Annotated in this window: 19 protein-coding genes; 4 read left to right on the top strand and 15 right to left on the bottom strand. The window is 72.0% G+C overall.

The genetic code is table 11. The features are described 5' to 3' along the window. Nucleotides 1-40: 40 nt before the first annotated feature. Both glgA and ACIQ6Y_RS23805 read right to left on the bottom strand, forming a co-directional pair. Entirely contained in the window at nt 41-1225 is a 1185-nt protein-coding gene (gene glgA, locus ACIQ6Y_RS23810; RefSeq protein WP_404041962.1) for a glycogen synthase, read from the bottom strand. 28 nt (nt 1226-1253) lie between these two features. Next, nucleotides 1254-1436: a hypothetical protein gene (locus tag ACIQ6Y_RS23805; RefSeq protein ID WP_404041961.1), complete on the bottom strand. Its 183-nt coding sequence runs from the start codon at nt 1434-1436 to the stop codon at nt 1254-1256. A 537-nt stretch (nt 1437-1973) separates the two neighbouring features. On the opposite strand from ACIQ6Y_RS23805, the gene ACIQ6Y_RS23800 reads away from it, so the two are divergent. Next, nucleotides 1974-3317: a helix-turn-helix domain-containing protein gene (locus tag ACIQ6Y_RS23800; protein WP_404041960.1), complete on the top strand. Its 1344-nt coding sequence runs from the start codon at nt 1974-1976 to the stop codon at nt 3315-3317. Nucleotides 3318-3446: 129 nt separating this feature from the next. Here ACIQ6Y_RS23800 and glgB read toward each other — a convergent pair whose 3' ends face one another. The 6 genes from glgB to ACIQ6Y_RS23770 form a co-directional block, all read right to left on the bottom strand. After that, nucleotides 3447-5744: a 1,4-alpha-glucan branching protein GlgB gene (gene glgB / locus ACIQ6Y_RS23795; RefSeq protein ID WP_404041959.1), complete on the bottom strand. Its 2298-nt coding sequence runs from the start codon at nt 5742-5744 to the stop codon at nt 3447-3449. Between the two features lie 59 nt (nt 5745-5803). Next, a complete protein-coding gene (locus ACIQ6Y_RS23790; RefSeq protein ID WP_404041958.1) occupies nt 5804-7291 on the bottom strand; it encodes a hypothetical protein in 1488 nt (495 codons plus the stop codon). Then, on the bottom strand, nt 7288-9306 hold the full coding sequence (locus ACIQ6Y_RS23785) for an alpha-1,4-glucan--maltose-1-phosphate maltosyltransferase (RefSeq protein ID WP_404042165.1): 2019 nt from the start codon (nt 9304-9306) through the stop codon (nt 7288-7290). The genes ACIQ6Y_RS23790 and ACIQ6Y_RS23785 overlap by 4 nt, the downstream gene beginning before the upstream one ends. Before the next feature lie 446 nt (nt 9307-9752). Continuing rightward, a complete protein-coding gene (locus tag ACIQ6Y_RS23780; RefSeq protein WP_404041957.1) occupies nt 9753-10349 on the bottom strand; it encodes a DJ-1/PfpI family protein in 597 nt (198 codons plus the stop codon). A 34-nt stretch (nt 10350-10383) separates the two neighbouring features. Beyond that, nucleotides 10384-12057, bottom strand: a complete 1674-nt coding sequence (locus ACIQ6Y_RS23775) for a thiamine pyrophosphate-binding protein (RefSeq protein ID WP_404041956.1) — start codon at nt 12055-12057, stop codon at nt 10384-10386. An 83-nt stretch (nt 12058-12140) separates the two neighbouring features. Then, nucleotides 12141-12977, bottom strand: a complete 837-nt coding sequence (locus tag ACIQ6Y_RS23770; RefSeq protein ID WP_404041955.1) for a type 1 glutamine amidotransferase domain-containing protein — start codon at nt 12975-12977, stop codon at nt 12141-12143. Between the two features lie 336 nt (nt 12978-13313). On the opposite strand from ACIQ6Y_RS23770, the gene ACIQ6Y_RS23765 reads away from it, so the two are divergent. Further along, nucleotides 13314-14915 carry a Na+/H+ antiporter gene (locus ACIQ6Y_RS23765; protein WP_404041954.1) on the top strand — a complete coding sequence of 534 codons (1602 nt, stop codon included), beginning with the start codon at nt 13314-13316 and terminating at the stop codon, nt 14913-14915. A 15-nt stretch (nt 14916-14930) separates the two neighbouring features. Here the strand turns inward: ACIQ6Y_RS23765 and ACIQ6Y_RS23760 are convergent, their stop codons facing one another. Further along, nucleotides 14931-16865: an MFS transporter gene (locus tag ACIQ6Y_RS23760; RefSeq protein ID WP_404041953.1), complete on the bottom strand. Its 1935-nt coding sequence runs from the start codon at nt 16863-16865 to the stop codon at nt 14931-14933. A 345-nt stretch (nt 16866-17210) separates the two neighbouring features. Here ACIQ6Y_RS23760 and ACIQ6Y_RS23755 point away from each other — a divergent pair, with 345 nt between their 5' ends. Next, nucleotides 17211-17660 (top strand): nuclear transport factor 2 family protein, encoded by a 450-nt coding sequence (locus ACIQ6Y_RS23755; protein ID WP_404041952.1) that lies wholly within the window; start codon nt 17211-17213, stop codon nt 17658-17660. A gap of 43 nt (nt 17661-17703) precedes the next feature. Next, a complete protein-coding gene (locus ACIQ6Y_RS23750; protein WP_404041951.1) occupies nt 17704-19131 on the top strand; it encodes an MFS transporter in 1428 nt (475 codons plus the stop codon). Between the two features lie 441 nt (nt 19132-19572). Here ACIQ6Y_RS23750 and ACIQ6Y_RS23745 read toward each other — a convergent pair whose 3' ends face one another. The 6 genes from ACIQ6Y_RS23745 to ACIQ6Y_RS23720 form a co-directional block, all read right to left on the bottom strand. After that, on the bottom strand, nt 19573-20217 hold the full coding sequence (locus ACIQ6Y_RS23745) for an NADPH-dependent F420 reductase (protein WP_404041950.1): 645 nt from the start codon (nt 20215-20217) through the stop codon (nt 19573-19575). A gap of 58 nt (nt 20218-20275) precedes the next feature. Beyond that, the gene (locus tag ACIQ6Y_RS23740; RefSeq protein WP_404041949.1) at nt 20276-20710 is read right to left on the bottom strand and encodes a VOC family protein; all 435 of its coding nucleotides are present in this window, start codon (nt 20708-20710) and stop codon (nt 20276-20278) included. Next, complete coding sequence (locus ACIQ6Y_RS23735) at nt 20703-22301, bottom strand: GMC family oxidoreductase (RefSeq protein ID WP_404041948.1); 1599 nt, start codon at nt 22299-22301, stop codon at nt 20703-20705. Before ACIQ6Y_RS23735 ends, ACIQ6Y_RS23740 begins: the two co-directional genes overlap by 8 nt. A 5-nt stretch (nt 22302-22306) precedes the next feature. Continuing rightward, nucleotides 22307-22681 (bottom strand): nuclear transport factor 2 family protein, encoded by a 375-nt coding sequence (locus ACIQ6Y_RS23730; RefSeq protein WP_404041947.1) that lies wholly within the window; start codon nt 22679-22681, stop codon nt 22307-22309. A gap of 110 nt (nt 22682-22791) precedes the next feature. Beyond that, nucleotides 22792-23205 (bottom strand): nuclear transport factor 2 family protein, encoded by a 414-nt coding sequence (locus ACIQ6Y_RS23725; protein ID WP_404041946.1) that lies wholly within the window; start codon nt 23203-23205, stop codon nt 22792-22794. Further along, entirely contained in the window at nt 23205-23651 is a 447-nt protein-coding gene (locus ACIQ6Y_RS23720) for a nuclear transport factor 2 family protein (protein ID WP_404041945.1), read from the bottom strand. Before ACIQ6Y_RS23720 ends, ACIQ6Y_RS23725 begins: the two co-directional genes overlap by 1 nt. Nucleotides 23652-23722 lie beyond the last annotated feature (71 nt).

Raw genomic sequence — 23722 nt, 5'->3', positions numbered from 1 at the left:
GACGCGGGGGTCCTGCCTCGTGCCCGGGGCTGCCCGGTGTTCAGCGGCCGTTCAGGACGGACCGGTAGACCTCGGTGGTCCGGGCGGCGGCCCGGCCCCAGGAGAACGCGGTCTCCACGCGTGCGCGTCCGGCCTTGCCGAGTTGTTCTCTGAGCCGCGCGTCGTCGAGCAGCTCGTTGATGGACTCGGCGAGTTCCCTGGCGAACGTGTCGAGGGCGACGGGTTCGCCCGTGCGGGAGTGCTCCAGCGGCACCAGCAGGCCGGTGCGGCGGTGCTGGACCACTTCCGGGATGCCTCCGGTGGCGGTGGCCACCACGGCCGTTCCGCAGGCCATCGCTTCGAGATTGACGATGCCCATCGGTTCGTAGAGCGAGGGGCAGACGAACACGGAGGCGTGCGTGAGGAGCTGGCGCAGCGAGGTGCCGTCGAGCATCTCGTTGATCCGCACCACTCCGGGGCGTGCCCGGTGCAGTCCCTCCACCAGATGGTCGACCTCGGCGGCGATCTCCGGGGTGTCCGGTTGGCCGCAGGCGAGGACCAGCTGGGCTTCGGGGTGGAGCAGGAACCCTGCCCGCAACAGGTGTTGCAGGCCCTTTTGACGGGTGACCCGGCCGACGAAGAGCACGATGGGCCGGCCGGGGTCGATACCGAACCGCTCCAGTGCCGCGGTCCGGTGGTCCGCCTGGTACCGCTGCGGGTCTATGCCGTTGTGGATGACGTGGATCCTGTCCGGCGCCACCTCGGGATAGACCCGCAGGATGTCGTCCCGCATCGCTCGGGAGACGGCGATGACCGCGTCGGCCCTGACGATGCTGGAGCCCTCCAGCCAGCTGGACACGGCGAACCCGCCGCCGAGCTGCTCGGCCTTCCACGGCCTGAGCGGTTCCAGGCTGTGCATGGTCATGATGTGCGGCACCTGGTGCAGCAGTCCGGCGATGTGCCCGGCTGCGTTGGCGTACCAGGTGTGGCTGTGCACGACATCCGCGCCCCGGCAGTCCTGCGCGACGAGCAGGTCGGTGCCGAGGGACTGGATGGCGGGGTTGCTGCCGCGGAAGGGCTGGGGCACGCCGTAACCGTGTGTCCCCGGCTCGTCCACCGGCGTCCCGAAGGAGCGGACCCGGACGTCGATGATGCGGCGCAGCGCGCGGGTGAGTTCCCCCGCGTGCACTCCGGCGCCTCCGTAGACCTCCGGCGGATACTCCCGGGTCAGTAGATCGACACGCATGCTGTACGGCTCCCCCCGGGGCACCGCCTCAGCAGCAGGCCGGGTCGAAGCTCGGGCTGGTGCTGGGGCCCGGGAAGAGACCGGAGCTGGTGGTGCCGGTGGTGCTGCCCGTGTCGTCGGCGAGAGCCGAGGAAGAGGCGATGCCGGCGATGCCGGAGAGGGTCGCGGCGCAGACGAGGGCGGCCAGCAGGGTTGTCAGGTGCTTGCTCATGGATGTCTCCCCCAACGGATGAGCGATCGGGTGCCCCCGATCGACTTGACATCATGAGTCAAACAGACTTCACAAGCTTTGTCAAACAAAGTCATGAGCTGTCAGACGCCAGTCAACTCACTCGCCCGCGTCCGACTCGCGCCCGGCCCGCGTCCGCGCCGCCGACGTGAGCACGAAAAAACAGGGCAACCTGCCGGAAGGCAGAGGAGTCTCAGACTGACAGGCACCATTGAGCCAGAGTGGCGTCGATCCGACCGGTCTGAATCCAGACAAACATTCGCGCCCGATCCGACCCGAAGGAGTGGACTACGCAGGCAGCCCCGTGCATATGACAGAACGGAGGAAGTGATTCAGCCATGCGAGCAGGAGGCCCAAACCTTCACATATGGACCACACCTCAGGAAGTCGATGACATGGATACTTGGTGAGAGTCACCGGCGGGGTAAAACTTAGTCAATGAACGTAAAAGCCGAGTGTCACAAATTGACTGCACCGGTCGACGTCAAGGCCGCAACCCGGTCCTGAGGCAGGAGTGAGATGGACCAGAACAACCCCATCGCGGTCGGCAAACGGCTGCGCGACCTACGCAAGCGCAAGGGACTGCACCAGCGCGACCTCGCATCACAGGACGTATCCGGCAGCTACATCTCCCTGATCGAGTCCGGCAAGCGCTACCCGTCCGACGCTGTCTTCGCGAGCCTGGCCGAACGGCTCGGCTGCACCGTGGAGTACCTGCGCGACGGGCGGCACGAGTCACGCGCGAAGGAACTCCAACTGAAGGTCGCCTTCGGCGACATGGCGCTGCGCAACGGCGACAACGGCGAAGCGCTGCAGGCGTACAGCGAGGCACTCGGCCAGGCCGACCAGCTCGACGCCACCACGATCCGCCGGGCCCGCCGCGGCCAGGCCCACGCCCTGGAGAAACTGGGGCAGCTGGAAGCGTCCATCCCTCTGCTGCACGAGCTGTACGAGGACCCTGAGACCGTCCCGGGCTCTCAGGAGTGGACCCAGCTGGCGGTGGCCCTGTGCCGCTGCTACCGGGCGGTGGGCGACCTCACGCTCGCCGTGGAGCTGGGCGAGGCGGCGCTGTCCCGGCTGAGCACCCTCGGGCTGGACGTCACCGACGACCATGTGCAGCTCGGGGCCACGCTCATAGCCTGCTACCGCGACCGCGGGGACCTCACCCGCGCCCATCTGCTGGCCAACCGGCTGCTCGGCACCGCGGAGGAGGCGCAGTCCCGCAGCGGCAGAGGCGCCGTGTACTGGAACGCCGGTCTGGTCGCCGAGTCGCGCGGACAGACCGACGAGGCTCTGGCCCTGGTGGAAAGGGCCCTGGTGCTGATGGCGGAGGATGACAACGTTCGCCATCTCGCCATGCTCCGGCACGCGGCCGGGTGGCTGATGCTCGCCTCCGAGACGCCCGATCTTCCGCGTGCCAAGGAGCTGCTGACTCAGGCTCAGGAAGCGCTGGTGCAGGTGGGCAGCGCCGGCGAGCAGGCGGAGTGCGAGGTCAACCTCGCCTACGTCGAGATGCGCATGGGCGAGCTGGACTCGGGCATCGCCCGCGCCAAGCGGGCCCTGGGGCTCATCGGGGCGGAGGCGAGGGCCGAGGCCGTGCACGCCCGGCTGGCCGTCGCCGAGGGCATGCTGCTCAAGGGAGACGGCGACCAGGCCATGGCCGCGCTGCGGGCCGCGGAACGGCAGCTGGGGCATCTGCCCAGCAGCCGCACCACGGCCAAGTTCTGGAGCCACATCGGTGACCTGTGGACCCAGTGCGAGAGCCACTCCGAGGCCACCAACGCCTTCCGCCAGGCCCTGGCGGAGGTGGGCCTGCGCCCCTGGCACGTCACCACCGGAATCCTGAGCGGCAACCCTGCCTGAGGGCAGCCGCGCGGTGCGGCGGGGCCGGTCCGTCACGGCCGCCCCCGCCGTGCTGCCCTGTCCGTCACGGCCGCCCCCGCCGCGCTGCCCTGTCCGTTCGACCCGAGGTCGCGCCCAGGACGCGGTCGGTCAGCCGGCGCGCCCAAGGCCCGAGTCCGGTTCCGGGTCCGGGTCCGGCTCCGCCGAGGAGGTGTCGGCCTCGGTGAGGCGGGGGCTCAGCCACAGTGTGGCCAGGGGCGGGAGGGTCAGCAGCGTGCTGTGGTCCTGGCCCTGCCAGGGCGCCGGGTCGGCGATGACCGGAGCGGTGGCCGAGCCGCTGCCGCCGTAGCGCGGGGCGTCGGTGTCGAGCACGATGTGCCAGCGGCCGGGGCGGGGCAGGCCGATGCGGTAGCCCTCGCGGACCACCGGGGAGAAGTTGCTGACGCAGACCAGCGGCTCGCCCGCGGCGGAGCGGCGTACGAACGCGATGACGTTGTCGGCGGCCGCGTCCGCCGCCAGCCAGGTGAAGCCCGCCGGATGCGAGTCGAGCTGCCACAGGGCGGCCTCGGCGCGGTAGCCGTGGTTGAGGTCACGGACCAGGTCGCGCACCCCGCGGTGGTCGCCACCGGCCGGCCGGTCCTCGTCCAGTGCCCACCACTGCGGGCCCTTGTCGTGGTCCCACTCGCCGCCCTGGGCGAACTCCTGGCCCATGAACAGCAGTTGCTTGCCCGGGTGGGCCCACATGAAGCCGTACAGGGCCCGCAGGGTGGCACGCTGCTGCCACCAGTCCCCCGGCATCTTGGCGACCAGGGAGCCCTTGCCGTGCACCACCTCGTCGTGGGAGAGCGGCAGCAGGAAGTTCTCCGAGTAGGTGTACGTCATCGCGAAGGTGAGCTCGTGATGGTGCCAGGCCCGGTGCACCGGCTGCCGGGCCAGGTACAGCAGGGTGTCGTGCATCCAGCCCATGTTCCACTTCAGCCCGAAGCCCAGGCCGCCGCGGCCGTGCGGCGCGATGTCGGTGGGGCGGGTCACGCCGTCCCAGGCGGTGGACTCCTCGGCGATGGTCACCACCCCGGGGCAGCGTCGGTAGACGGTGGCGTTCAGCTCCTGAAGGAACCGCACCGCCGCCCAGTTCTCGGTGCCGCCGTCCTCGTTAGGGGTCCACGCGCCGTGGCCGCGCGAGTAGTCGAGGTAGAGCATGGAGGCGACGGCGTCCACCCGCAGGGCGTCGATGTGGAACTCCTCGCACCAGTACACGGCGTTGGCGACGAGGAAGTTGCGCACCTCGGGGCGGCCGTAGTCGAACTCCAGGGTTCCCCAGTCGGGATGCTCGGCGCGCAGCGGGTCGGCGGGCTCGTACAGCGCCTGCCCGTCGAAGGCGGCCAGGGCCCAGTCGTCCTTGGGGAAGTGCGCGGGCACCCAGTCCAGGATGACGCCGATGCCGGCCCGGTGGAGGGCGTCGACCAGGTACTTGAAGTCGTCCGGGGTGCCGAGGCGGGCGGTGGGCGCGTAGAAGCCGGTCACCTGGTAGCCCCAGGAGCCGCCGAAGGGGTGCTCCATCACGGGCAGGAACTCCACATGGGTGAAGCCCAGGCCGGCCACGTAGGCGGGGAGCTGCTCGGCGAGCCGGCGGTAGGTGAGGCCGGGCCGCCAGGAGGGCAGGTGCACCTCGTAGACGGACATCGGGGCCTCGTGCGCGGGGGTCGCGGCCCGGCGGGCGAGCCAGTCGGCGTCCTGCCAGGTGTGGGCGGAGTCGTGCACCACCGAGGCGGTGGCGGGCGGGCACTCGGCCGAGCGGGCCAGCGGGTCGGCCTTGTGCAGGACGCGGCCGTCGCGGGTGTGGATCTCGTACTTGTAGCGCGTCCCGGCCCCCACGTCGGGCACGAACAGCTCCCACACCCCGCTGCTGCCGAGGGAGCGCATGGGGTGCCCGCCCGCGCACCAGCCGTTGAAGTCGCCGCTGAGCCGGACCCCGACGGCGTTCGGGGCCCACACCGCGAAGGCGGTGCCGGTCACCCCGTCCAGGGTGACCACCCGCGCGCCGAGGGCCCGCCACAGCTGCTCGTGGCGGCCCTCGGAGATCAGATGGAGGTCGAGCTCGCCGAGGGTGGGGGCCATCCGGTAGGCGTCGTCCTGCTCGTACTCCAGGCCGCCCGCGTAGGTGATCGCGATGCGGTAGTCGGGGGCCTCGTCCCAGGGCAGCAGGCCGGTGAACAGCCCGTCCCGGTCGTGGACGAGCTCCACCTCCTCGTCGCCGAAGCGCAGGGCGACGCGTTCCGCCAGCGGACGCAGGACCCGCACCGCGACGCCGTCCGCCACGCGGTGCGCGCCGAGCACGCCGTGCGGGTCGTGGTGACGGCCCGAGAGCAGCCGGTCGGTCTCCTCGGCGGCGGGCGGGGCGGGCTGCGGACGCCGGGGCAGGGTGCGGGCCGGGGGCGGCAGGCTCACGGTGATGGTTCCTCACATTTCGGTGGGCGGGAGCGGAGGGGTGGTCGTGCGGTCGGCGGTCAGCGGCCTGAGGTCAGGCGGGTGAGGGCGGCCAGGGGGACGGCCAGCCGGTCGGGGCGGTGCTCGGCCTCGTACCGGGCCTCGTAGACCGCCTTGTCCGCTTCCAGGGCGCGCAGCAGGACGGGGTGGACGCGGGGGTCGAGGCCGCCCGCGGAGGCGTAGCCGGCGATGAAGGCGCGGCGGTTGCGGACGGCCCAGGCGTAGCCGCGGCGGGCCCGGTGCAGCGGCCGGACCGGCCCGTCGGGCACGGCCGTGACGCGGACGCGGTCCAGCGCCTCCTGGGCGGCGTAGTCGAAGGAGCGCAGCATGCCCGCGACGTCGCGCAGCGCGGGCTCGGGCAGCGTGCGTTCGGCGAGCGGCCGGGAGGGTTCCCCCTCGAAGTCGATGATCTTCCAGCCGTCCGGGGTGCGCAGCACCTGGCCGAGGTGCAGGTCGCCGTGGATGCGCTGGGAGGCGGGCGCTCCGCCGCGCTCGGCGACCGCCGCGTAGTCGTCGTACAGGCGCAGGACCCGGCCGGTGTACGGCTCCAGGCCGGGCACCTCCCGGACGGTCTCGCGCAGTCGGCGGCGCATCCGCGCGACCTGGTCCGTGACCCGCTGTCCGGTCGTGGGGTGGTGGCCGAACACCTCGGCCAGCGCCGTGTGCAGGGCGGCCACCTCGGCGCCGAGGGCGCGGGCGTCGTCGGTGAAGCCGCCGGTGGCGGGCACGGTGGGGCAGCTGCCGGTGACGCAGCGGGCGGCGTGGGCGGTGGCCAGGCTCCAGCCGTCGCCCTCGTTGGGCAGGTACTCGGTGAGCACGCCGAGGACCGTGGCGGGCAGCCCGGGGCCCTCGGTGTGCAGCCAGCCGGCCAGCCGGGCGGTGCCGCGGTAGCCGTGGCCGGTCAGCGCGCGCAGGGTGTCGGTCTCGGGGTGGTCGCCGGCGGCGGGCTGCCGTACGAGCTTCAGCAGCAGCCGGTCCCCGTAGGCGACGCTGGTGTTGCTCTGCTCGGCGGACAGCGGCCGGGGCGTGCCGGCGGCGGTGAGGGGCACGGCCCCGGTCAGGGTCAGCCGGGGGCCGGGGGCCGTGCTGTCGTGCCCGGCCGGGAGCCGGTGCAGCAGCGCGGTCATCAGCTCGGGGTCCTCGGTCGCCTCGTACAGCCACCAGCCGGCCCAGCGGCCGCCCTCCGCGCGGCCTACGACGGCGGGTGCGAGGGCGGCCGGGACGGCGGGCCGCAGTCCGAGCAGGAGCTGGTAGCGGTGGCGGGCGCCCGAGGAGTGGTGGGCGTCGAGCAGGGTGTGCAGCAGCACGGCGGAGCCGTCCTCGTGGACGACGGTGGACCGGACGGGGGTGAGCCGGGTGAGGCAGCCCGCCGCATGGGCGTACCAGCGGCGGGTGGTCAGCCACGGCAGCAGCGCCGGCAGCAGGGCGCCGAGCAGTTCGTCGCCGCGGGCGAGGGTGCGGGCGTCGAGGCAGGTGGGGCAGGCCTCGGCCGCGGCGGGCGCGGTCATCGTCGCTCCCCGGCGGTGACGGTGAACAGGTGCGCCACCTGGTGCCGCGGGTCGAGGCGTACGTAGTTCGCGCCGCCCCAGGTGTACGACGCTCCGGTCAGCTCGTCCTGCACGGGCACCGGGTCGTCGGCGCCGAGGCCGAGGGCGGTCCGGTCGAGGAAGACGGTGGCCTCGTGGGCGTGGTGCGGGTCGAGGTTGACGACGACGAGCACGGTGTCCGCCCCGCGGCGCTTGGAGTAGGCGAGGATCTGGTCGTGGTCGGTGGCGTGGAAGCGCAGGTTGCGCAGCTCGTGCAGGGCCGGGTGGGCGCGGCGCCACCGGTTGAGGAGGGTGATCAGCGGCGCGAGGGTGTCGCCCGACGCCTCGGCGCCCGCCCAGTCGCGGGGCCGCAGCTGGTACTTCTCCGAGGCGGCGTAGTCCTCCGAGCCCTCTCTGAGGGGGGTGTTCTCGAAGAGTTCGTAGCCGGAGTAGACGCCCCAGGAGGGTGAGGCCGTGGCGGCGAGAACGGCCCGCACGGCGAACGCGGGGCGGCCGCCGTGCTGGAGGTGGCCGGGCAGGATGTCGGGGGTGCTGGGGAAGAGGTTGGGCCGCATGTGGGCGGCGGCCTCGCCGGTCAGCTCGCCGAGGTAGTCGGTCAGTTCCTGCTTGGTGTCGCGCCAGGTGAAGTAGGTGTACGACTGGTGGAAGCCGACCTTGGCGAGGGTGTGCATCATCGCGGGCCGGGTGAAGGCCTCGGCGAGGAACAGCACGTCGGGGTCGGTGCGGGCGATGTCACCGAGGACGCGCTCCCAGAACATGACCGGCTTGGTGTGCGGGTTGTCGACACGGAAGATCCGTACGCCGTGGGACATCCAGTGCCGCAGGACGCGCAGGGTCTCGGTGACCAGGCCCTCGAAGTCGGTGTCGAAGTCGATCGGGTAGATGTCCTGGTACTTCTTCGGCGGGTTCTCGGCGTACGCGATCGTCCCGTCGGCCCGGTGGGTGAACCACTCCGGGTGCCGGGTCACCCAGGGGTGGTCCGGCGAGCACTGCAGGGCGAAGTCCAGCGCCACCTCCAGGCCGAGCCGGCGGGCGCGGGCCACGAACGCGTCGAAGTCGTCCAGGGTGCCGAGGTCGGGGTGGATCGCGTCGTGCCCGCCGTCGGCGGAGCCGACCGCCCAGGGCGAGCCGACGTCGTACGGGCCTGCGGTCAGGGTGTTGTCGGGGCCCTTGCGGTGGGAGGTGCCGATGGGGTGGATGGGCGGCAGATAGACGATGTCGAAGCCCATCGCGGCTACGGCGTCCAGGCGGGCGGCCGCAGTGCGCAGGGTGCCGGAGACCGGCGGGCGCAGGCCTTCGGGGTCGAGGAGGGCGCCCTCGGAGCGGGGGAAGAACTCGTACCAGGAGCCGAAGAGAGCGCGGGTGCGGTCCACCTGAAGGGGGTGCGGGCCGGACGTGGTGACCAGCTCCCGCAGCGGATGCCGCTCGAGCACACCGGCGAGCCGCTCGGCGGGAGGCAGCTCCCCGCGCCGCAGCCCGGCCACCGCGTCCCGTACGACCGCCCGGTCCCGCTCCCCCGGTATCCCTTCGGCGGCGCGCTCCAGGAGCCGGGCGCCCTCCTCGAAGAGCAGCGCCAGTTCGTCGCGGGCCGTTGTGGTGTCCGGGTCGGCGTGCGTCCACACCTCCGCGGCGTGCCGCCAGGTCGCCAGCGGGTCGGCCCATGCCTCCACGGTGAAACTCCAGCGGCCCGGCGCGGGTGCGGAGACCTCCGCGCTCCAGCGGTCGGTGCCGGGGTGGTCCTCGCGCATCGGCACGACCGGCCCCGGCCTGCCCTGCGGATCCCTCAGCACCACCCGCGCGGCCACGGCCCCGTGTCCCTCCCGGAACACCGTGGCCCTCACCACGAACCCCTCCCCCACCACCGCCTTCGCCGGCCGCCGGCCCTCCTCCACCCGCGGACTCACGTCCATCACCGGAATCCGCCCCACAGCCGGCCCCGGCCCCTCCGTCCCGTCGTCCACAAGCAGCGAGGGCATCCCGTCGGTCTGGGCGGTCATGGTCCGGGTCTCCTTCGGGGGGCGGGGCAGGGTGGCGGGTCGGGGCAGGGCAGGGCAGGGCAGCGGGCCAACGGGGGCGGCGCTGGGGCTTGGCTCGAGGGGGTCGCTGATCGGACGGCGGGGGCTGGTCGGGCCAGGCGACGTCGTCAAGCAGGTGGGATCGGTGGGCGGGCCGGCCGCCAGGCCCCCTGAGACGGCAGGCATGACCTCTCAGGCACCGGGCCGGCCCGACCGTGCGTCGGCCGGCCCGATCAGCAACCTGCGGCCCGGCCTCTCTCGTCTCGGCGGGACCCTTCAGCCCGGCCAAGCCGACCAGGCCGATCAGGCCGATCAGGCCGATCAGGCCGATCAGCCCTCAACCCTCAGCCCTCAGCCCTCAGCCGGACCACTCGAACCCCACTCCCGCCGATCAGCCGGCGGCAGCCTCACGCAGCCGTCAGCCCCGGCCGGGTCGTGCGGTGGGCGAGGCGGTCGATGATGGTGCGGGCGAAGACATGGCAGTGGTCGCCGGTGCGGGCGGTGACGAGGTCGCCGTCGTCGACGACGTCCTGGTCGACGTAGACGCCGCCCATGTTCTTCAGGTCGCCCAGGAGGTTGTTGTGGACGACCGCGCGGCGGCCCTCGACGACCTGGGGGATCGGCGCGGCGAGCCACATGCCGTGGCAGATGATGCCCTTGACGATGGCCGGGTCGGCGAACGCGCGGCGCAGGAAGGCGGTGGCGGGGGGCAGCTTGTCGACGTCCTCGGTGTAGCGCAGCCGGTCGGCGACCATGCCGGAGGGCACGATGACCGCGGAGAACTCCTTGAGCGCGTACTCGTCCATGTCCTCGAAGGACTCGCTGACGGTGAACGGCATACGGTGCTCGTGCCCCCGGAAGACGATCCGCTCGTTGCCCCACAGCCTGGTCAGGAAGTGGACGCGGGCGCCCTCCTCGGCGAACCGCCGCTGGTAGTACAGGATTTCCGGTTCGTAGAAGTCGCTCTCCATGAGGACCGCTACCTTCTGTCCGTGCAGGCGCACTTCAGTCCCCTCCTTTCCTTCTCGGGTTTCCTTCTCAGGAATCCCGGCCTATGACCAGGTCGATGAGGAACGGTCCGGGGTGGGCCAGGGCCTCGGTGATCGCCGGGGCGACCTGGTCGTACTTCTCCACCCGGACCGCGGGCACGCCCAGCGCGGCGGACAGGGCGCTGAAGTCGATCGCGGGACGGCTCAGGTCGAACAGGTCGGGGAAGTCGTGCTGTTCGACGCCGACCGTCCGCCAGTACTCGGTGATGTTGTTGTCGAGCAGCTTGTAGCGGCCGTTGTTGCAGATGACGAACTTGGCGGCGATGTCGTACCGCGCGGCGGTCCACAGCGCCTGCGGGGTGTACATGCTGCCGCCGTCGCCGGTGAAGCCGACCACCGTACGGTCGGGATGGGCGAGCTTCGCCCCGATCGCGCCGGGGATGCCGACACCGAGCGAACCGCCCCTGGTCTGGAACCAGTTGCCGGGCATGGTGGGCGGCAGGTGGCGGAAGATGCCCGGGGAGGCGGTGAGCGCCTCGTCGAAGAGGATGGCGTCGGCGGGCAGCTGTCGGGCCAGCTCCCGGGAGAACACGGCCGCCGACAGTGGGAGTTGCTCCTCCCCCGGTTCCGGTGCCTCGGCAGCGGCGCGCTCGGCCGCCTTCTCCTGCGCGAAACGCGCCGTACGGGCCGACGCCGAGGCCCGCTGCTCGCCGGTCATGTGCCGTTGCAGGGCGGCGGCCAGCAGGCCCAACGTCTGCTTGGGGTCGGCGACGAAACCGACGTCGACGGGGAAGTTCTTGGCGATCGCCGCGCTGTCCAGGTCGACATGGACGATCCGCGCGTCGGGCGCGAACACCCCGTCCAGGGCCGGGTAGACCTCGGGAAGGGCGTACGTGCCGCACAGCAGGACGGCGTCGGCCGCCGAGGTCACCTTGCTGCTGGAGCTGCCGAACATGTGGCCCAACTGCCCCTTGTAGCAGGGGTGGTCGGCCGGGAGGTTCACCTCGGCCCAGTCGGCGCCCCACACCTCGGCGCCCCACACCTCGGCGAGCCGGGCCAGTTCGTCCTGCGCGCCGGAGAAGTGCACCCCGTCGCCGGCGATCACCAGCGGGCGCCGCGCGTCGGCGATCAGCCGGGCCGCCTCCTGGACGGCCTCCATGGTGGGGCTGGTGACGGTGTCGAGGTAGGAGGTGGGGACGGCCGGCTCGTCGGTGTCCGCGTCCATCACATCGGCGGGCAGCACCACGAGCACCGGGCCGTACGGCGGGGTCGCCGCGGTCTTCAGGGCACGGCGCAGGGTGCGCAGCGTGGAGCGCGGGTCGACGACGCGGGTGGCCCACTTGGTGACCGGGCGGGCCATGCCCACCAGGTCGGCGGCCATCTGCGCCTCCATGGCGTCGTAGGCGAGACCCGCCTCGCCCACGACGGCGACGAGCGGTGCGTGGCCGCGCATCGCCTGGTAGAGCATGCCGATGCCGTTGCCGAGGCCGACACCGGAGTGCAGCTGGATCAGGGCGGGCTTGCGGGTGGCCCGTGCGTAGCCGTCGGCGATGCCCACGACGGCGGCCTCCTGCAGGCCCAGCACGTACTCCAGGTCGGGGAACCCCCGCAGCTCGTCCAGGAACCCCTGCTCCACCGTCCCTGGGTTGCCGAACATGTGGCGGATGCCGTCGGCCTGGAACTGTTCGAGAATCGCCACGCGGGCGGGCCTGCTGGCGGCCATGGGTGTGCGCCTCTTTCCGGGATGAGGGGGTGGGGGACAGGGGCGGCGACGCCGAGCGCGCCGCCCGTGACGTCGGCGGTGGCTCAGGCCTTGAAGCCCCACTGCCGCAGCCCCTGCTCCAGCACCTCCACGACCTTCTGGCCGGTGAGGTAGGAGTCGGGGGTGGAACGGCCGGTGATGAACGGGTAGTCGACGATCACCGACGTCTCCTTGCCGAAGTTCCCGTGGTAGGCGCCGCCGGGGGCGGTGGCGTCCCGCAGGATGTACTCCAGCGGGTACGGGGGCGGGCCGATCACGAAGTCGGTGCCCATGAAGCCGGTGCCGTCCTTGTAGTCGTACTCGATGCAGTGCCCGGTGACGTGCTTGCCGGCGATGATGCTGGCCCGGTCGTCCTGCTCGCGGGCGAAGGCCAGGCAGGCCACGCCGTAGCACTCGGCGGCGATCGGCAGGTCGAGGTTGTGGAAGGCGAGGATGAGGTCGTGGACGCGCCAGTTGTTGGCGAGGTCCACGATGGGGCCGCTGCCGCCGACGATGAGCAGCGCGTCGTAGCGGTCGGCGACCTGCGCCTGGACGTGCTCGCGGCGGGTGTTGTAGTCCTCCCAGGCGCGCAGGAAGTCGGTGCGCGAGCGGTAGGGACGGTCCGGCAGCCAGGAGGACAGGTTCAGGGGGTTGTCCAGCCGGGACGAGTTGTCCAGCGCCCTGACCTTGTTGGCCACCTCGGTGGTGGTGACGGAGCGGCCGAGCGGCGGGTCGATGTACTCGGGGTCCATGCTCGGCGGCAGGGCGACCGGGCGCTTGCCGGTCGGCGTCGCGAACGTGATCTCGTAGCCGGCCTCGTCGAACGTCTCCAGCGGGCCGAGCAGTTCCTCGCCCCAGTAGCCGTATTCGGACAGGACGATGAGGACGCGTTTCTTCGCCATCGGAGGTGATCTCCTTCGTTTCGGGAGGTGTTGACCCCTTCGGTGTCTAACAGCCGCCCGGTGCCGAACCCGAGGGTCAGCAGCCCTGTAGCCCGGCAGAACGTCAGGTCAGCGCCAGGGCTGTGCCACATGGACGCCCTCAAAGGGGCGCGGGGAACTGCGCGAGAACCACGACGGACAGCCAGTCGGCGACAACGAGCACCCGACACGGCGATGGCCGGTAGTACGCACGCCGACCTGACCGAATACGACCCCGAACACCAGCGCGACCCCACCCCGCACGCCCCGCCGAGTACACGTGACGGCAGGACCGACCGCGAATGGGGGCCGAGGCCGATGGACGTACTGCCACTGCTGCTACTGGTGGCGGGAAGCGCGGCGATCGCGGGCGTCGCCCGCCGGACCCCGGTGCCGCCGCCGCTGCTGCTCGTCGCCGGCGGGCTCGCCGTCGCCTGCGTACCGGGCGCACCGGAGTACGCCTTCGAGCCCGAGATCATGCTGCTGCTGGTGCTGCCGCCGCTGATCCACTCCAGCGCGGTCGACAGCTCCTACCTGGACCTGCGGTCGCAACTGCGGCCGATCATGCTGCTGTCGATCGGCTATCTGCTCTTCGCGACGCTGGCCGTGGGCTATGTGATGTACCTGCTGGTGCCCGATCTGCCGCTGACCTCGGCGCTGGTGCTCGGGGCGATCATCGCGCCGCCCGACGCGGTCGCGACCACGGCGATCGCCCGCAGGATCGGGCTGCCGTCCCGGATCACCACGATCCTCCAGGGCGAGTCGCTGGTGAACGACGCGACGGCGATCACCACGTTCAAGGTGACGCTGGCGGCGGCGGCCGGCGAGAGCGCCACATGGCTTCAGGGCGTGGAGGAGTTCGCGGTGTCCACGGTCGGCGGGATCGCCGTGGGCCTGCTGCTGATGGGGCCGCTGCACTGGCTGCGCACCCATCTGCGCGAGCCCCTTCTGCAGAACACGCTGTCGCTGCTGATCCCGTTCGTGGCGTACGCCGCCGCCGAACGCATCCACGCCTCGGGCGTGCTCGCCGTCGTGGTGGTCGCGCTGTACCTGGCGCACCGCAACTGGCAGGTCGGCTTCGAGACCCGGCTCCAGGAGGAGGCGGTGTGGCGGATGGTCGGCTTCATCCTGGAGTCGGTGGTGTTCGCGCTGATCGGGCTGCAACTGCCGGTGATCCTCGGCGGACTCGGCGAGTACGAGGGCATCCGGGCGGCCTGGTACGCGGTGGCGCTGTTCGTGGTGGTGGTCGCGGTGCGGTTCGTGTGGGTGTACCCGGCGACCTTCCTGCCGCGTGCGGTGTTCGCACGGATCAGACGGCGGGAGGCGAACCCGACCTGGCGGGGGCCGTTCGTCGTCGCCTGGGCGGGCATGCGCGGGGTGGTGTCGATGGCCATCGCCTTCTCGATCCCGCTCACCATCGAGGGCGGCGAGCCCTTCCCCGGGCGGAATCTGGTGCTGTTCCTGTCGTTCACCACGGTGATCGGCACCCTCGTGGTGCAGGGGCTGACACTGCCGCCGCTGGTGAGGCTGCTGAAGATCCCCGGGCGGGACACCCACGCGGAGGCGCTGGTCGAGGCGGAGGCGCAGGCCCAGGCCTCGAAGGCGGCCGAGGAGCGGCTGGACGAACTGCTCGCCCACGACCACAACATCCTGCCCCAGACGGCCGCGGGCCAGCTGGTGGCGGTCCTGGAGCGGCGCCGCAACGCGGTGTGGGAGCGGCTCGGCACGGTCAACGAGACGACCGGGGAGTCCGTGGACGAGACCTACCGGCGGCTGTCCCGGGAGATGATCCAGGCCGAGCGCCGGGTGTTCGTCCGGCTGCGCGACGAGCGCCGCATCGACGACGAGATGCTCCGCACCCTGCTGCGCCGGCTCGACCTGGAGGAGGCGGCGACCTACCGGCGGGACACCGAGCATTAGGTCGTGTCCGCGATGTCAGGGCCGCAGTGACTGCCCGAGCTGGGTGAGCAGGTCCTCCCAGCGCTCGACGAAGCGGGGGTCGTCCGGGTCGAGGCCCGTGGTCATGCGGGTGATCTGGGGCAGCATGCGGGGGTAGTTGGCGAGGGCGAAGCCGACCAGGCGCAGCAGCTCGGGGTCCAGGTCGGGGCGTACGGCGCCCTCGGCCTGACGGCGGCGGATCTCCTCCACCTGGGTCCGCAGCACCGCGGCCCGCTCCTTCTCGTGCGGGACGGGCCGATGGGCGAAGGACAGCGCCTCCCGGGTGAGGTAGACGAGCCACGCGGTGTCGTGCCGGGCCTGGTCGAAGTGGTAGGCGAGGAACGCGCCCGGTGCCTGCGGGGCCTGCTCGGCGCGGCGGGCCCGCTGTCGCGCGACCTGGTCGAGGACCTGGTGGAAGAGCCGGTCGCCGACCCGGCCGCCGGTCATCAGATACATCGAGTACGCGAACCCGGTGGCATGGCCCGGCAGATGCTCCAGCAGGGCGTTGCCGCCGCCGTCGGGGGTGCGCCGCGGCAGGCGGGTCACCAGCAGCGCGGCGCCGACGAAGGCCACCGCGGTCAGCGGCAGCACGGTGGCGAAGGCCGTCGCGTGCCGGGCCGGTGAGGTGTCGTCGCCGAGCACGGCGAAGAAGAGCAGGCTCAGCACGGCCACCCCGAGCGCGTTGCCGAGCTGGAGGGTGGTGGCGACCACGCCGGCGCCGGCCCCCGCGTCACGGGGCGGCAGGGAGCCGATGACCGTACCGATCAACGGGGTCATGCCCAGGCCCTGCCCGAGGCCGACGAGGAGCAGCGGCAGGGCCAGCTCCCCGCCGGACAGGCCCGCGCCGGCGGCCAGGGCGGTGGCGGCGGTGGCGAGCAGGCCCGTGGCGGCGAGGAGATAGCCGGTGGTCAGGGTGTGGCGGCCGAGGAACCGGGCGATGCGCGGGGCCAGTTGTGAGCCGGCGAAGAAGCCGACGGCGGCCGGGGTGTGGACGAGGGCGGCGTGCAGCGCGGAGAAGCCGAGGCCGATCTGCAGATGGACGGAGAGCAGCAGCAGGAAGCCGAAGTAGGCGAAGCTGAACAGGGCCGCCACGGGCACCCCGCGGGCGAAGGCCCGGTCGCGGAACAGGGCGGTGCGCAGCAGGGGCGTGCCGCCGCGGGCGCCGACGGCCCGTTCGTGCGCGAGGAACCAGGCCGCGGTCGGTGCCACGGCGAGCAGCGCGCCGAACGTCCAGGCGGGCCAGCCGGCCTCCCGGCCCAGCAGCAGCGGCACGATGAGCAGGGCGAGGGTGAGCGCGGACAGCGCGGCGCCGCCCCAGTCGAGGTGCGGGCGCGGTTCCCGCGGCCGGTCGGCGGGCAGCAGCTTGCGGCCCGCCGCGAGAGTGGCGAGCCCCAGCGGCACGTTCAGCAGGAACACCGGGCGCCAGCCGAGGCCCAGGGGGTCCCAGGCGAGCAGCATGCCTCCGACGAGCTGCCCGGCGATGACGGCGACGCCGATCACACAGCCGAAGGTGCTCAGGGCGCGGGCGCGCCGCTCGCCGTCCGTGGTGAGCTGGAGGATCGCGAGGACCTGCGGGTACAGCAGGGCGGCCCCGACGCCCTGCACCGCGCGGGCGGCGACGAGGACCTCGATGGTGGGGGCGAGCCCGCACAGGGCGGAGGCGGCGGTGAACACGCCGAGGCCGGTGAGGAACACGCGCTTGCGGCCGTGGAGGTCGCCGAGGCGGCCGCCGGTGACCAGCAGGGCGGCGTAGAGCAGCGTGTACGCGGAGACGACGAGGGCGACCGCGCCGAAGGTGGTGTGCAGATCGGCCTGGATGGCCGGCATGCCGACATTGACGATCGCCACGTCCAGGACGGCCATGAACGCCCCGGCCAGGACGACGGCGAGGCGGGCCCTCTCGCGTGGCGGGCCGGCGGTGGAGGCACTCATGGGCGTCACCTTTTCCAGGGCGTTCGTGGCGCGTTCCCGGCACGTCGGAGATGTTCGCGGACAGGAACATACGGACGAACGGCCGCCTGCCGGGGTGGCCACGGGGGCGCCGTGCGCACTGTGGGACGCGGGCGCCGAGAGTGCGTCACATCCCCTGTGAAGTGCGGCGGTTGATCGATTCCGCTTCGCGTCTGACTGGGTTTTACCGGCGAGTTGACGCAGTACTCGCGGTGAGTGCGGGGAGTGCGGCTGCCAACGCCGCAATGGGAGCGATGCCGGGAGGGGCGGCGGTCGAATGAGGCCGTCAGCTGTGCAGTCCGTCCGGCACGAACAGGAGTGAGAACGATGCCCAGTACTTCCCAGCAGACCGCGGTCGGCGTCGAGGAGATCCAGCGGTACGTGGCCGACTGGTACGTGGCACTCGACCGGCACGTCCCGTTCGAGAAGGTCACCGAGTACCTCGCAGAGGACGAGATCCGCTTCGTCTTCCCCGAGACGACGGTCACCGACCTCAAGGGCCTCTCCGGCTGGTACGACACCGTCACCGGCCGGTTCTTCGACGAGGCGCACCGGGTGGAGGTCGCCGACGTGGAGATCGACGGCGACAACGCCCGGGTGCACGTGGTCGTCAACTGGCAGACCAGTGTGTGGAACCCGCCGCAGCCCGACAGCCAGCGCCTCGAGTTCGAGGCCGACCAGTCCTGGGAGCTCGACCTGAGCACCGGGCGGCCGCTGCTGAAGACGTACGTCGTCAACTCCTTCGTGCCGTTGGGCGACACCCCCGAGCTGTTCTGACCGGCCGAGGCCGGCAACTGGACCGACTCCCCAAGGAGAATCTGTGACAAGCACCATTTCGTCCTCGGAGACGGCTGCCGCCGTTCCCGACGCCTCACGGCGGCCCTGGGCGGCACTCGTCATCCTGGCCGCCGCCCTGGCCCTGGACTCCGGAAGCGTCGCGGTCATCAACTCGGCCCTGCCCGAGATCGGTCGTGACCTGTCCATGAGCGAAGCCACGCTGCAGTGGACGATGACCGCGTACGCCGTCGCGTTCGCCGGCTTCCTGCTGCTCGGCGGGCGGGCCGCCGACGTGCTCGGCCGCCGGGCGTGCTTCGCCGCGGGCGTCGGCCTGTTCGCGGTCTCCGCTGTGGTGGCGGCGCTCGCCCCCAGCACCGGCGTCCTCATCGCCGCCCGGGCCGGCCAGGGCCTCGGCGCCGCACTGTCCGGGCCGGCCTCGCTCGCCCTCGTGACCCAGATCTTCCCCGAGGGGCCGCAGCGCAACAAGGCGCTGGCCATCTACACCGCGGTGGGCGCCTCCAGCTTCAGCAGCGGCCTGATCCTCGGCGGTCTGCTGACCGACGCGTTCGGCTGGCGCTCGGTGTTCGTCGTCAGCACCGCCATCGGTCTTGCCGTGCTGCTCGCGGTGCGCGCGGTGCTGCCGGCCGGCACCCGCGGGTCGCAACGCCTGGACTTCGTCGGCGCCGTCGCGGTGACTCTGGGCCTCACCCTGGCCGTGTACGGCGTCAGCCGCGCCTCGTCCGTCGGCTGGTCGGCGTGGGACGTCGTCACCTCCCTGGTCGCCGCGGTCGTCCTGCTGGTCGGGTTCGTGGCGTGGGAGCGGCGTACGGCCGAGCCGCTGCTGCCGCTGTCGATCTTCCGCTCCTCGCCGGTGCGGGCCGCGACACTGTGCGCGATCGCCTTCTTCACCCCGCTGCTCGGCATGCTGTTCTACGCCCCGCTGTACATGCAGGGCATCCTCGGCTACTCGCCGCTGCAGTCGGGCGCGGCGATCGTGCCGATGGGCGTCATCATCATCTTCGCGGCGAACGCGGCCGGCAAGAACATGGCCCGCATCGGCCAGCGTCCGCTGATGGCGGCCGGCCTACTGCTCATCGCGGTCGGCGTGGGAGTGCTGTGGGCGCGCACCCCGGTGGACGGCAACTACTGGATCGACATCCTGCCCGCCGTCGCCGTGATGAGCGTGGGCCAGGGTCTCGCGTTCGCCTCGATGACGGCGGCCTCGATGACCGGCGTCCCGCAGGAGCAGCACGGCATCGCCAGCGGCTTCAACGTCACCGCCCAGCAGATCGGCGGCTCCATCGGCGTCGCCGCCCTGGTCACGGTCGCCAACGCCGTCACCTCCGGCACCTCCCCCGACGACATCCTCTCCGGCTACCACACCGCCTTCATCACGGGCGGCGCCGTCGCGGCGGTGGGCGCGGTCATCATCGCCCTCCCGGCCCTCCTCGGCCGCCGCGAAACCTCCTGACCCCCCACACCCCCCACCCCAGGGCCGCCCGGCCACCCTCCCGGGCGGCCCTTCTTGTTGCCCAGCGGCAGGGGGGTGAGCGGGCGGGCTCCGCCGCTTGGCGGACTCGTCACGGGCCGCGGGGCTCGAACGGGCCGGGGGCAACGCTCTGGCGCTCCACCTCTTGGCCGACTCGCCACGGACCGCGGGGCCCGAGCAGGCCCCGGGGGGGGCAACGCCCTGGGGCTCCGCCACTTGGCGGACTCGTCACGGGCAACGCCCTGGGGCTCCGCCACTCGGCCGACTCGTCACGGGCGGTGGGTGGGCAAAGGTCGGGGTCCGGGGCGGAGCCCCGGGACCTGAGGGGCGACGCCCTGGTCCGATGAGCAGGGACACGCCGAAGCTCCCCACCCCGCACAAAGGGGGTGAGGAGCTGAAGGGCGCTGCTGCCGCGCGAGAGCGTTACGCCGCGAGGACGTCCCGCATCTCGTTCTCGCTGTAGAAGAGGTGGAAGACCGACCCGCCCGGGTCGAGAGGCGCGGAGTCGTCGAGCCCGCCCAGCTCGACCGGAGTCCAGCCGGCGTCACGCACCAGCTCGGAGACGGTGCGCCGCGTATCGGCGTCGTCCGCGGCGATGGCCATGGCCCAGTAGAGGGCCTGCTCGGTGCCGCGCGGGAAGAGCAGCTCGTCCGGGATGTGGCTGAAGGCCCGGGCGACCGAGCTCTTGGTCAGCCGGTCCGCCATCCGGCGCCCCTCGGTGAGGCCGGCCGGCAGCGCGGAGGCCCAGCGGCCATCCACGTACGCGAGCTGATTCGTCGCGTCGATGACGATCTTCCCGGCGAGGGCGTCCTCGATCTCGTCGACGAGTTCGTCGACGGACTCTCCCGGCACGGCGAGCATCACGATGTCGGCGGCCTCGGCGGCCTCCCGGGGCGTCGCGACACCGGCCCGCTCGCCGTACTGGGCGATCTGCCCGGCCTTGCTCGCCGGATCGCGCGAGCCGAACACGACGGTGTGGCCGGCGGCGAGCCAGAGCCGTCCGGCGGCCAGCCCGATCTTGCCGGTGCCGATGACGGCCAGTCTGCGGGGTGTGCTGGTCTCTGGCATGGTGAATCCCTCCTGAGGCAGTGAATGAGGCAGTGAATACGGTGGATGGCTCCGGGCTTCACGCCGCCGCGGGCGCCGCCTCGTCCCGGTAGCCCTGGCTGACCTCGACCACGACACCGTCCGGGTCGGTGACCCACACGGTGCGCCAGCCCTCGATGAAGTCGTCGAAGTGCAGCGGCCCCAGCGTCACCGGCACGTCCGCGCCGAGCAGGGCCTGGAAGGCCTCCAGATCGTCGACCTGGAAGGCGAGATGCCGGATGGTGCCGGGCGCCTGCGGCCCGTCCCCGGTGCCGGGACCCGCGGACGGGGCGGTGGAGTGGAACAGCTCGAGATAGGCCGCGTCCTTGCGCAGGAACACGATGCGGTCGTCCCCGAGGTCCACGACCCGGGCCCGCTCGAAGCCGAAGTAGCGGGTGTAGAACGCCTCGGTGGCGTCCAGGTCCGCGCAGTTCAGTCCGACGTGCGACCAGCGCACGCGGGTGGGCTCAGACACGGCAGTCCTCCTTGATGAGATCGGCGGCCCGCTCCGCCACGGCGGCGATGGCGGTGTGGCAGTTGCCCGACGGCACCGCGGGCATGACGCTCGCGTCCACGACCCGCAGCCCGTCGACGCCGTGCACCCGCAGCCGCGGGTCGACCACCGACCGGTCGTCGATGCCCATGCGGCAGGAGCCGGCCTGGTGGTGGTAGCTGTCGGCGCGCTCCCGTACGAACGCGGTGAGTTCGGCCTTGGTCCGCACCTCGGGGCCGGGCATCAGCTCGCCCTTCAGCGCCCCGGAGAACGCCGCGGTCGCGAAGATCTCCCGGCTCAGCTCGACGGCCTGCACCAGCCGCTCGACGTCCGCCGGGTCGCCCAGGTAGTTCGGGTTGACCAGCGGCTTGGCCAGCGGGTCGGCGCTCGCCAGCCGGACCCAGCCGCGCGAGAGCGGTCGTACGACACCGGGCAGGATGCTGACGGCGTTGGGGTGCTGCTGCCCGACGATGATGTCGAACGGCGCGTGCACGAACGCGATCTGCAGGTCGGGCGCGTCGAGGCCGGGCTGCGAGGTGAGGAACAGCGCGGACTCCGAGAGGTTCTGCCGTGGCGGCTCGACGGGTTCGCGGGTCTCCGCGATCAGCCCGGTGAGGACGTGGTTGTGGAAGTTCTCCCCCACGCCGGGCAGGTCGGCGACCACGGGGATGTCCAGCTCGGCGAGCCGGCCCGCGTGTCCGAGGCCCGACAGCAGCAGCAGCTTGGGCGACTCGATGGCGCCGGAGCAGACGACGACCTCCTGCGCGGCACGCACCGTGCGCGGGCCCGTGCCCTCGGGGGCGGGGCCGCGGCCCGTGACCAGCCGGCCGTCCCCGTCCGGCTCGGCGGGGCTGTCCTGCACGTACTCGACCCCGACACAGCGCGTTCCCTCGAACAGCAGCCGGGTCGCCTGGGCGTTCGTCCGCAGCGTCAGGTTGGGCCGGTCCAGGGCGGGTTCGAGGTAGGAGCGCAGCACGCCGCGCCGCTCGCCGTCGACCACGTCCAGGTGGTGCCAGCCCGCGCCGAGCATGTCGGGCCCGTTGAAGTCCGGGGTCTCGGGGTAGCCCAGCTCCAGGCAGGCGTCGATGAAGGTGCGCGACAGCGGGTTCGGCCCGTGCAGGCCCGCGTTGGTGACCCGCTGCGGGCCGTCGGTGCCGCTGACGCCCTCGACCGGGTCCTCCTGCGACTCCAGCTTGCGGAAGTAGGGCAGCAGATCCTGGTGCCGCCAGCCGGCGGCGCCCTGGTAGGCCCAGTTGTCGAAGTCCGAGGGGTGCCCCCGGACGTGCATCATGATGTACATGTTGCTGCTGCCGCCGGGCATCCTGCCGCGCGGCTCATAGGTGACGCGGCCGTTCAGCCCCGGTTGCGGAACGCTCTGGTATCCCCAGTCCACCGGCGATCCCAGCAGCGTGACCCAGGCCGGCGCGGCGTCGACGCCGGACGGGATCCACGGCCCGCCGGCCTCCAGGAGCAGAACGCGCACGTCCGGGTTCTCGGTGAGGCGACGCGCGAGCACCGATCCGGCCGTGCCCGACCCCACGACGACATAGTCGAACTCCTCCACGGTGGCCATGGGTCTCACGCCCCGGCGGTCACGGGCAGGAACGGGACCGTGTCGTGGTGGTTCGACATGTAGACGATGCGGCCGTCCTCGACACGGAAGTAGTTGGCCACGTCGGCCTCGATCTCCGCGCCGGTGTGGGTCGCGGCGGAGATGTGGGAGACCACGGCGGCCTGGTCGCCGTCGACGACGATGTGCCGGGGCACGTTCTGGAACCGCGCGTACATGTCCGGGAACCCGGTCATCATGTCGCGCAGCGTCTGCTGCCCCTCGACGTGCCCGGCCAGCTGCTCGTCCATCACCTGGTCCTCGGCGAACAGGTCGGTCCAGGCGGACCAGTCGCCCTTGTTGGCCAGTTCGTAGTACCGCTCGATGACACCTCTGGTGTCCACAGGAGCCTCCCGGCGTCTTTCGTGGGTGGGTGGAGATGGACCGACCGGTGTGGCCGGCCCCCGGGTGCAGGGGGCCGGCCACACCGGTCGGGGAAACGCCTGCGGCCGTTTCAGGCCACGAACTGCTCGAAGTCGCCGGTGCCGGTGCCGAACATGGCACCGCGGCCCTGGACGATCCGGCCGTCCCGCCAGCGCAGGAAGTGGACCTCTTCGATGTCCATGCCGCGGTCGGCGTCGTTCGCGCGGGTCGCCGTGTTGTGCGTGACCGCCACGGCGACGTCACCGTCGACCACGATGGTGCGGAATTCCATGGCGAGCGATCCGGCCGATATCTCGCCCATGGTGCCGAGGAATCCCAGGAATTCGTCCATGCCCTTGTAGGTGCCGGACACCCGGGAATTCCCTGCGGTCTCCCAGGTGAGTTCCGGGGACCAGTACTGCTCGATGACGGCTCGGTCGCCGCTGCCCAGAGAGGCGTACGCGGCGCGGACGCGGTCCTGGTCGAGGACCGGGGCGGCGGCCATCAGACCTGGCCGTCCGCCAGGCGCTCGGGCAGCGCCTTCAGGCTGTAGCGGGACCACATGTACTCGTTGACCGCGTGCGGGTCGCCGGCGTGCACACGGACCTCGACGATCCGGTCGTTCTCGACGCGGTACGAGGTGCAGGTGGGGAAGAGGTAGTCCACGCCGTCGGCGTGGCCGTGGCCGAGGTGCTTCTCGACGACCGTACCGTCGTCCAGCTCGCCGACGTGCAGGTTGTCGACGGTGATGCCGGCCTTGGCGAGGGCGGCGTTGAACGCCATGACCTGGTCGATGCCGTCGTGCAGACCGGACAGCGGGTGCTGGCCCGGCATGTACCAGGTGATGTTCGGCGCGTACACCTCGTTGCGGAGCTTGTCCATGTCGCCGGCGTGGAACGCGGCGTACATCCGCTTGATGACTTCGGTGTTCGAAGCAACTGCAGTTGCCATTTCACTGCTTCCCTTCAGGTGAACTGTCGTTGCGGAATTCGGGGTACGAGTTGCGGTGAAAGGAATTCCGA

It is taken from the genome of Streptomyces sp. NPDC096205 (assembly GCF_044763135.1).
Lineage (GTDB): Bacteria > Actinomycetota > Actinomycetes > Streptomycetales > Streptomycetaceae > Streptomyces.
This window is presented reverse-complemented; position numbering and strand designations above follow the sequence as displayed.

Coding starts and splice junctions, on each gene's coding strand:
- ACIQ6Y_RS23790 (WP_404041958.1), bottom strand. CDS start 7,291: ATGACCGCGCCCGCCGCGGCCGAGGCCTGCCCCACCTGCCTCGACGCC.
- ACIQ6Y_RS23760 (WP_404041953.1), bottom strand. CDS start 16,865: ATGAGTGCCTCCACCGCCGGCCCGCCACGCGAGAGGGCCCGCCTCGCC.
- ACIQ6Y_RS23785 (WP_404042165.1), bottom strand. CDS start 9,306: ATGCCCTCGCTGCTTGTGGACGACGGGACGGAGGGGCCGGGGCCGGCT.
- ACIQ6Y_RS23800 (WP_404041960.1), top strand. CDS start 1,974: ATGGACCAGAACAACCCCATCGCGGTCGGCAAACGGCTGCGCGACCTA.
- ACIQ6Y_RS23755 (WP_404041952.1), top strand. CDS start 17,211: ATGCCCAGTACTTCCCAGCAGACCGCGGTCGGCGTCGAGGAGATCCAG.
- ACIQ6Y_RS23775 (WP_404041956.1), bottom strand. CDS start 12,057: ATGGCCGCCAGCAGGCCCGCCCGCGTGGCGATTCTCGAACAGTTCCAG.
- ACIQ6Y_RS23735 (WP_404041948.1), bottom strand. CDS start 22,301: ATGGCCACCGTGGAGGAGTTCGACTATGTCGTCGTGGGGTCGGGCACG.
- ACIQ6Y_RS23725 (WP_404041946.1), bottom strand. CDS start 23,205: ATGGCCGCCGCCCCGGTCCTCGACCAGGACCGCGTCCGCGCCGCGTAC.
- ACIQ6Y_RS23720 (WP_404041945.1), bottom strand. CDS start 23,651: ATGGCAACTGCAGTTGCTTCGAACACCGAAGTCATCAAGCGGATGTAC.
- ACIQ6Y_RS23765 (WP_404041954.1), top strand. CDS start 13,314: ATGGACGTACTGCCACTGCTGCTACTGGTGGCGGGAAGCGCGGCGATC.
- glgA (WP_404041962.1), bottom strand. CDS start 1,225: ATGCGTGTCGATCTACTGACCCGGGAGTATCCGCCGGAGGTCTACGGA.
- ACIQ6Y_RS23770 (WP_404041955.1), bottom strand. CDS start 12,977: ATGGCGAAGAAACGCGTCCTCATCGTCCTGTCCGAATACGGCTACTGG.
- ACIQ6Y_RS23805 (WP_404041961.1), bottom strand. CDS start 1,436: ATGAGCAAGCACCTGACAACCCTGCTGGCCGCCCTCGTCTGCGCCGCG.
- ACIQ6Y_RS23745 (WP_404041950.1), bottom strand. CDS start 20,217: ATGCCAGAGACCAGCACACCCCGCAGACTGGCCGTCATCGGCACCGGC.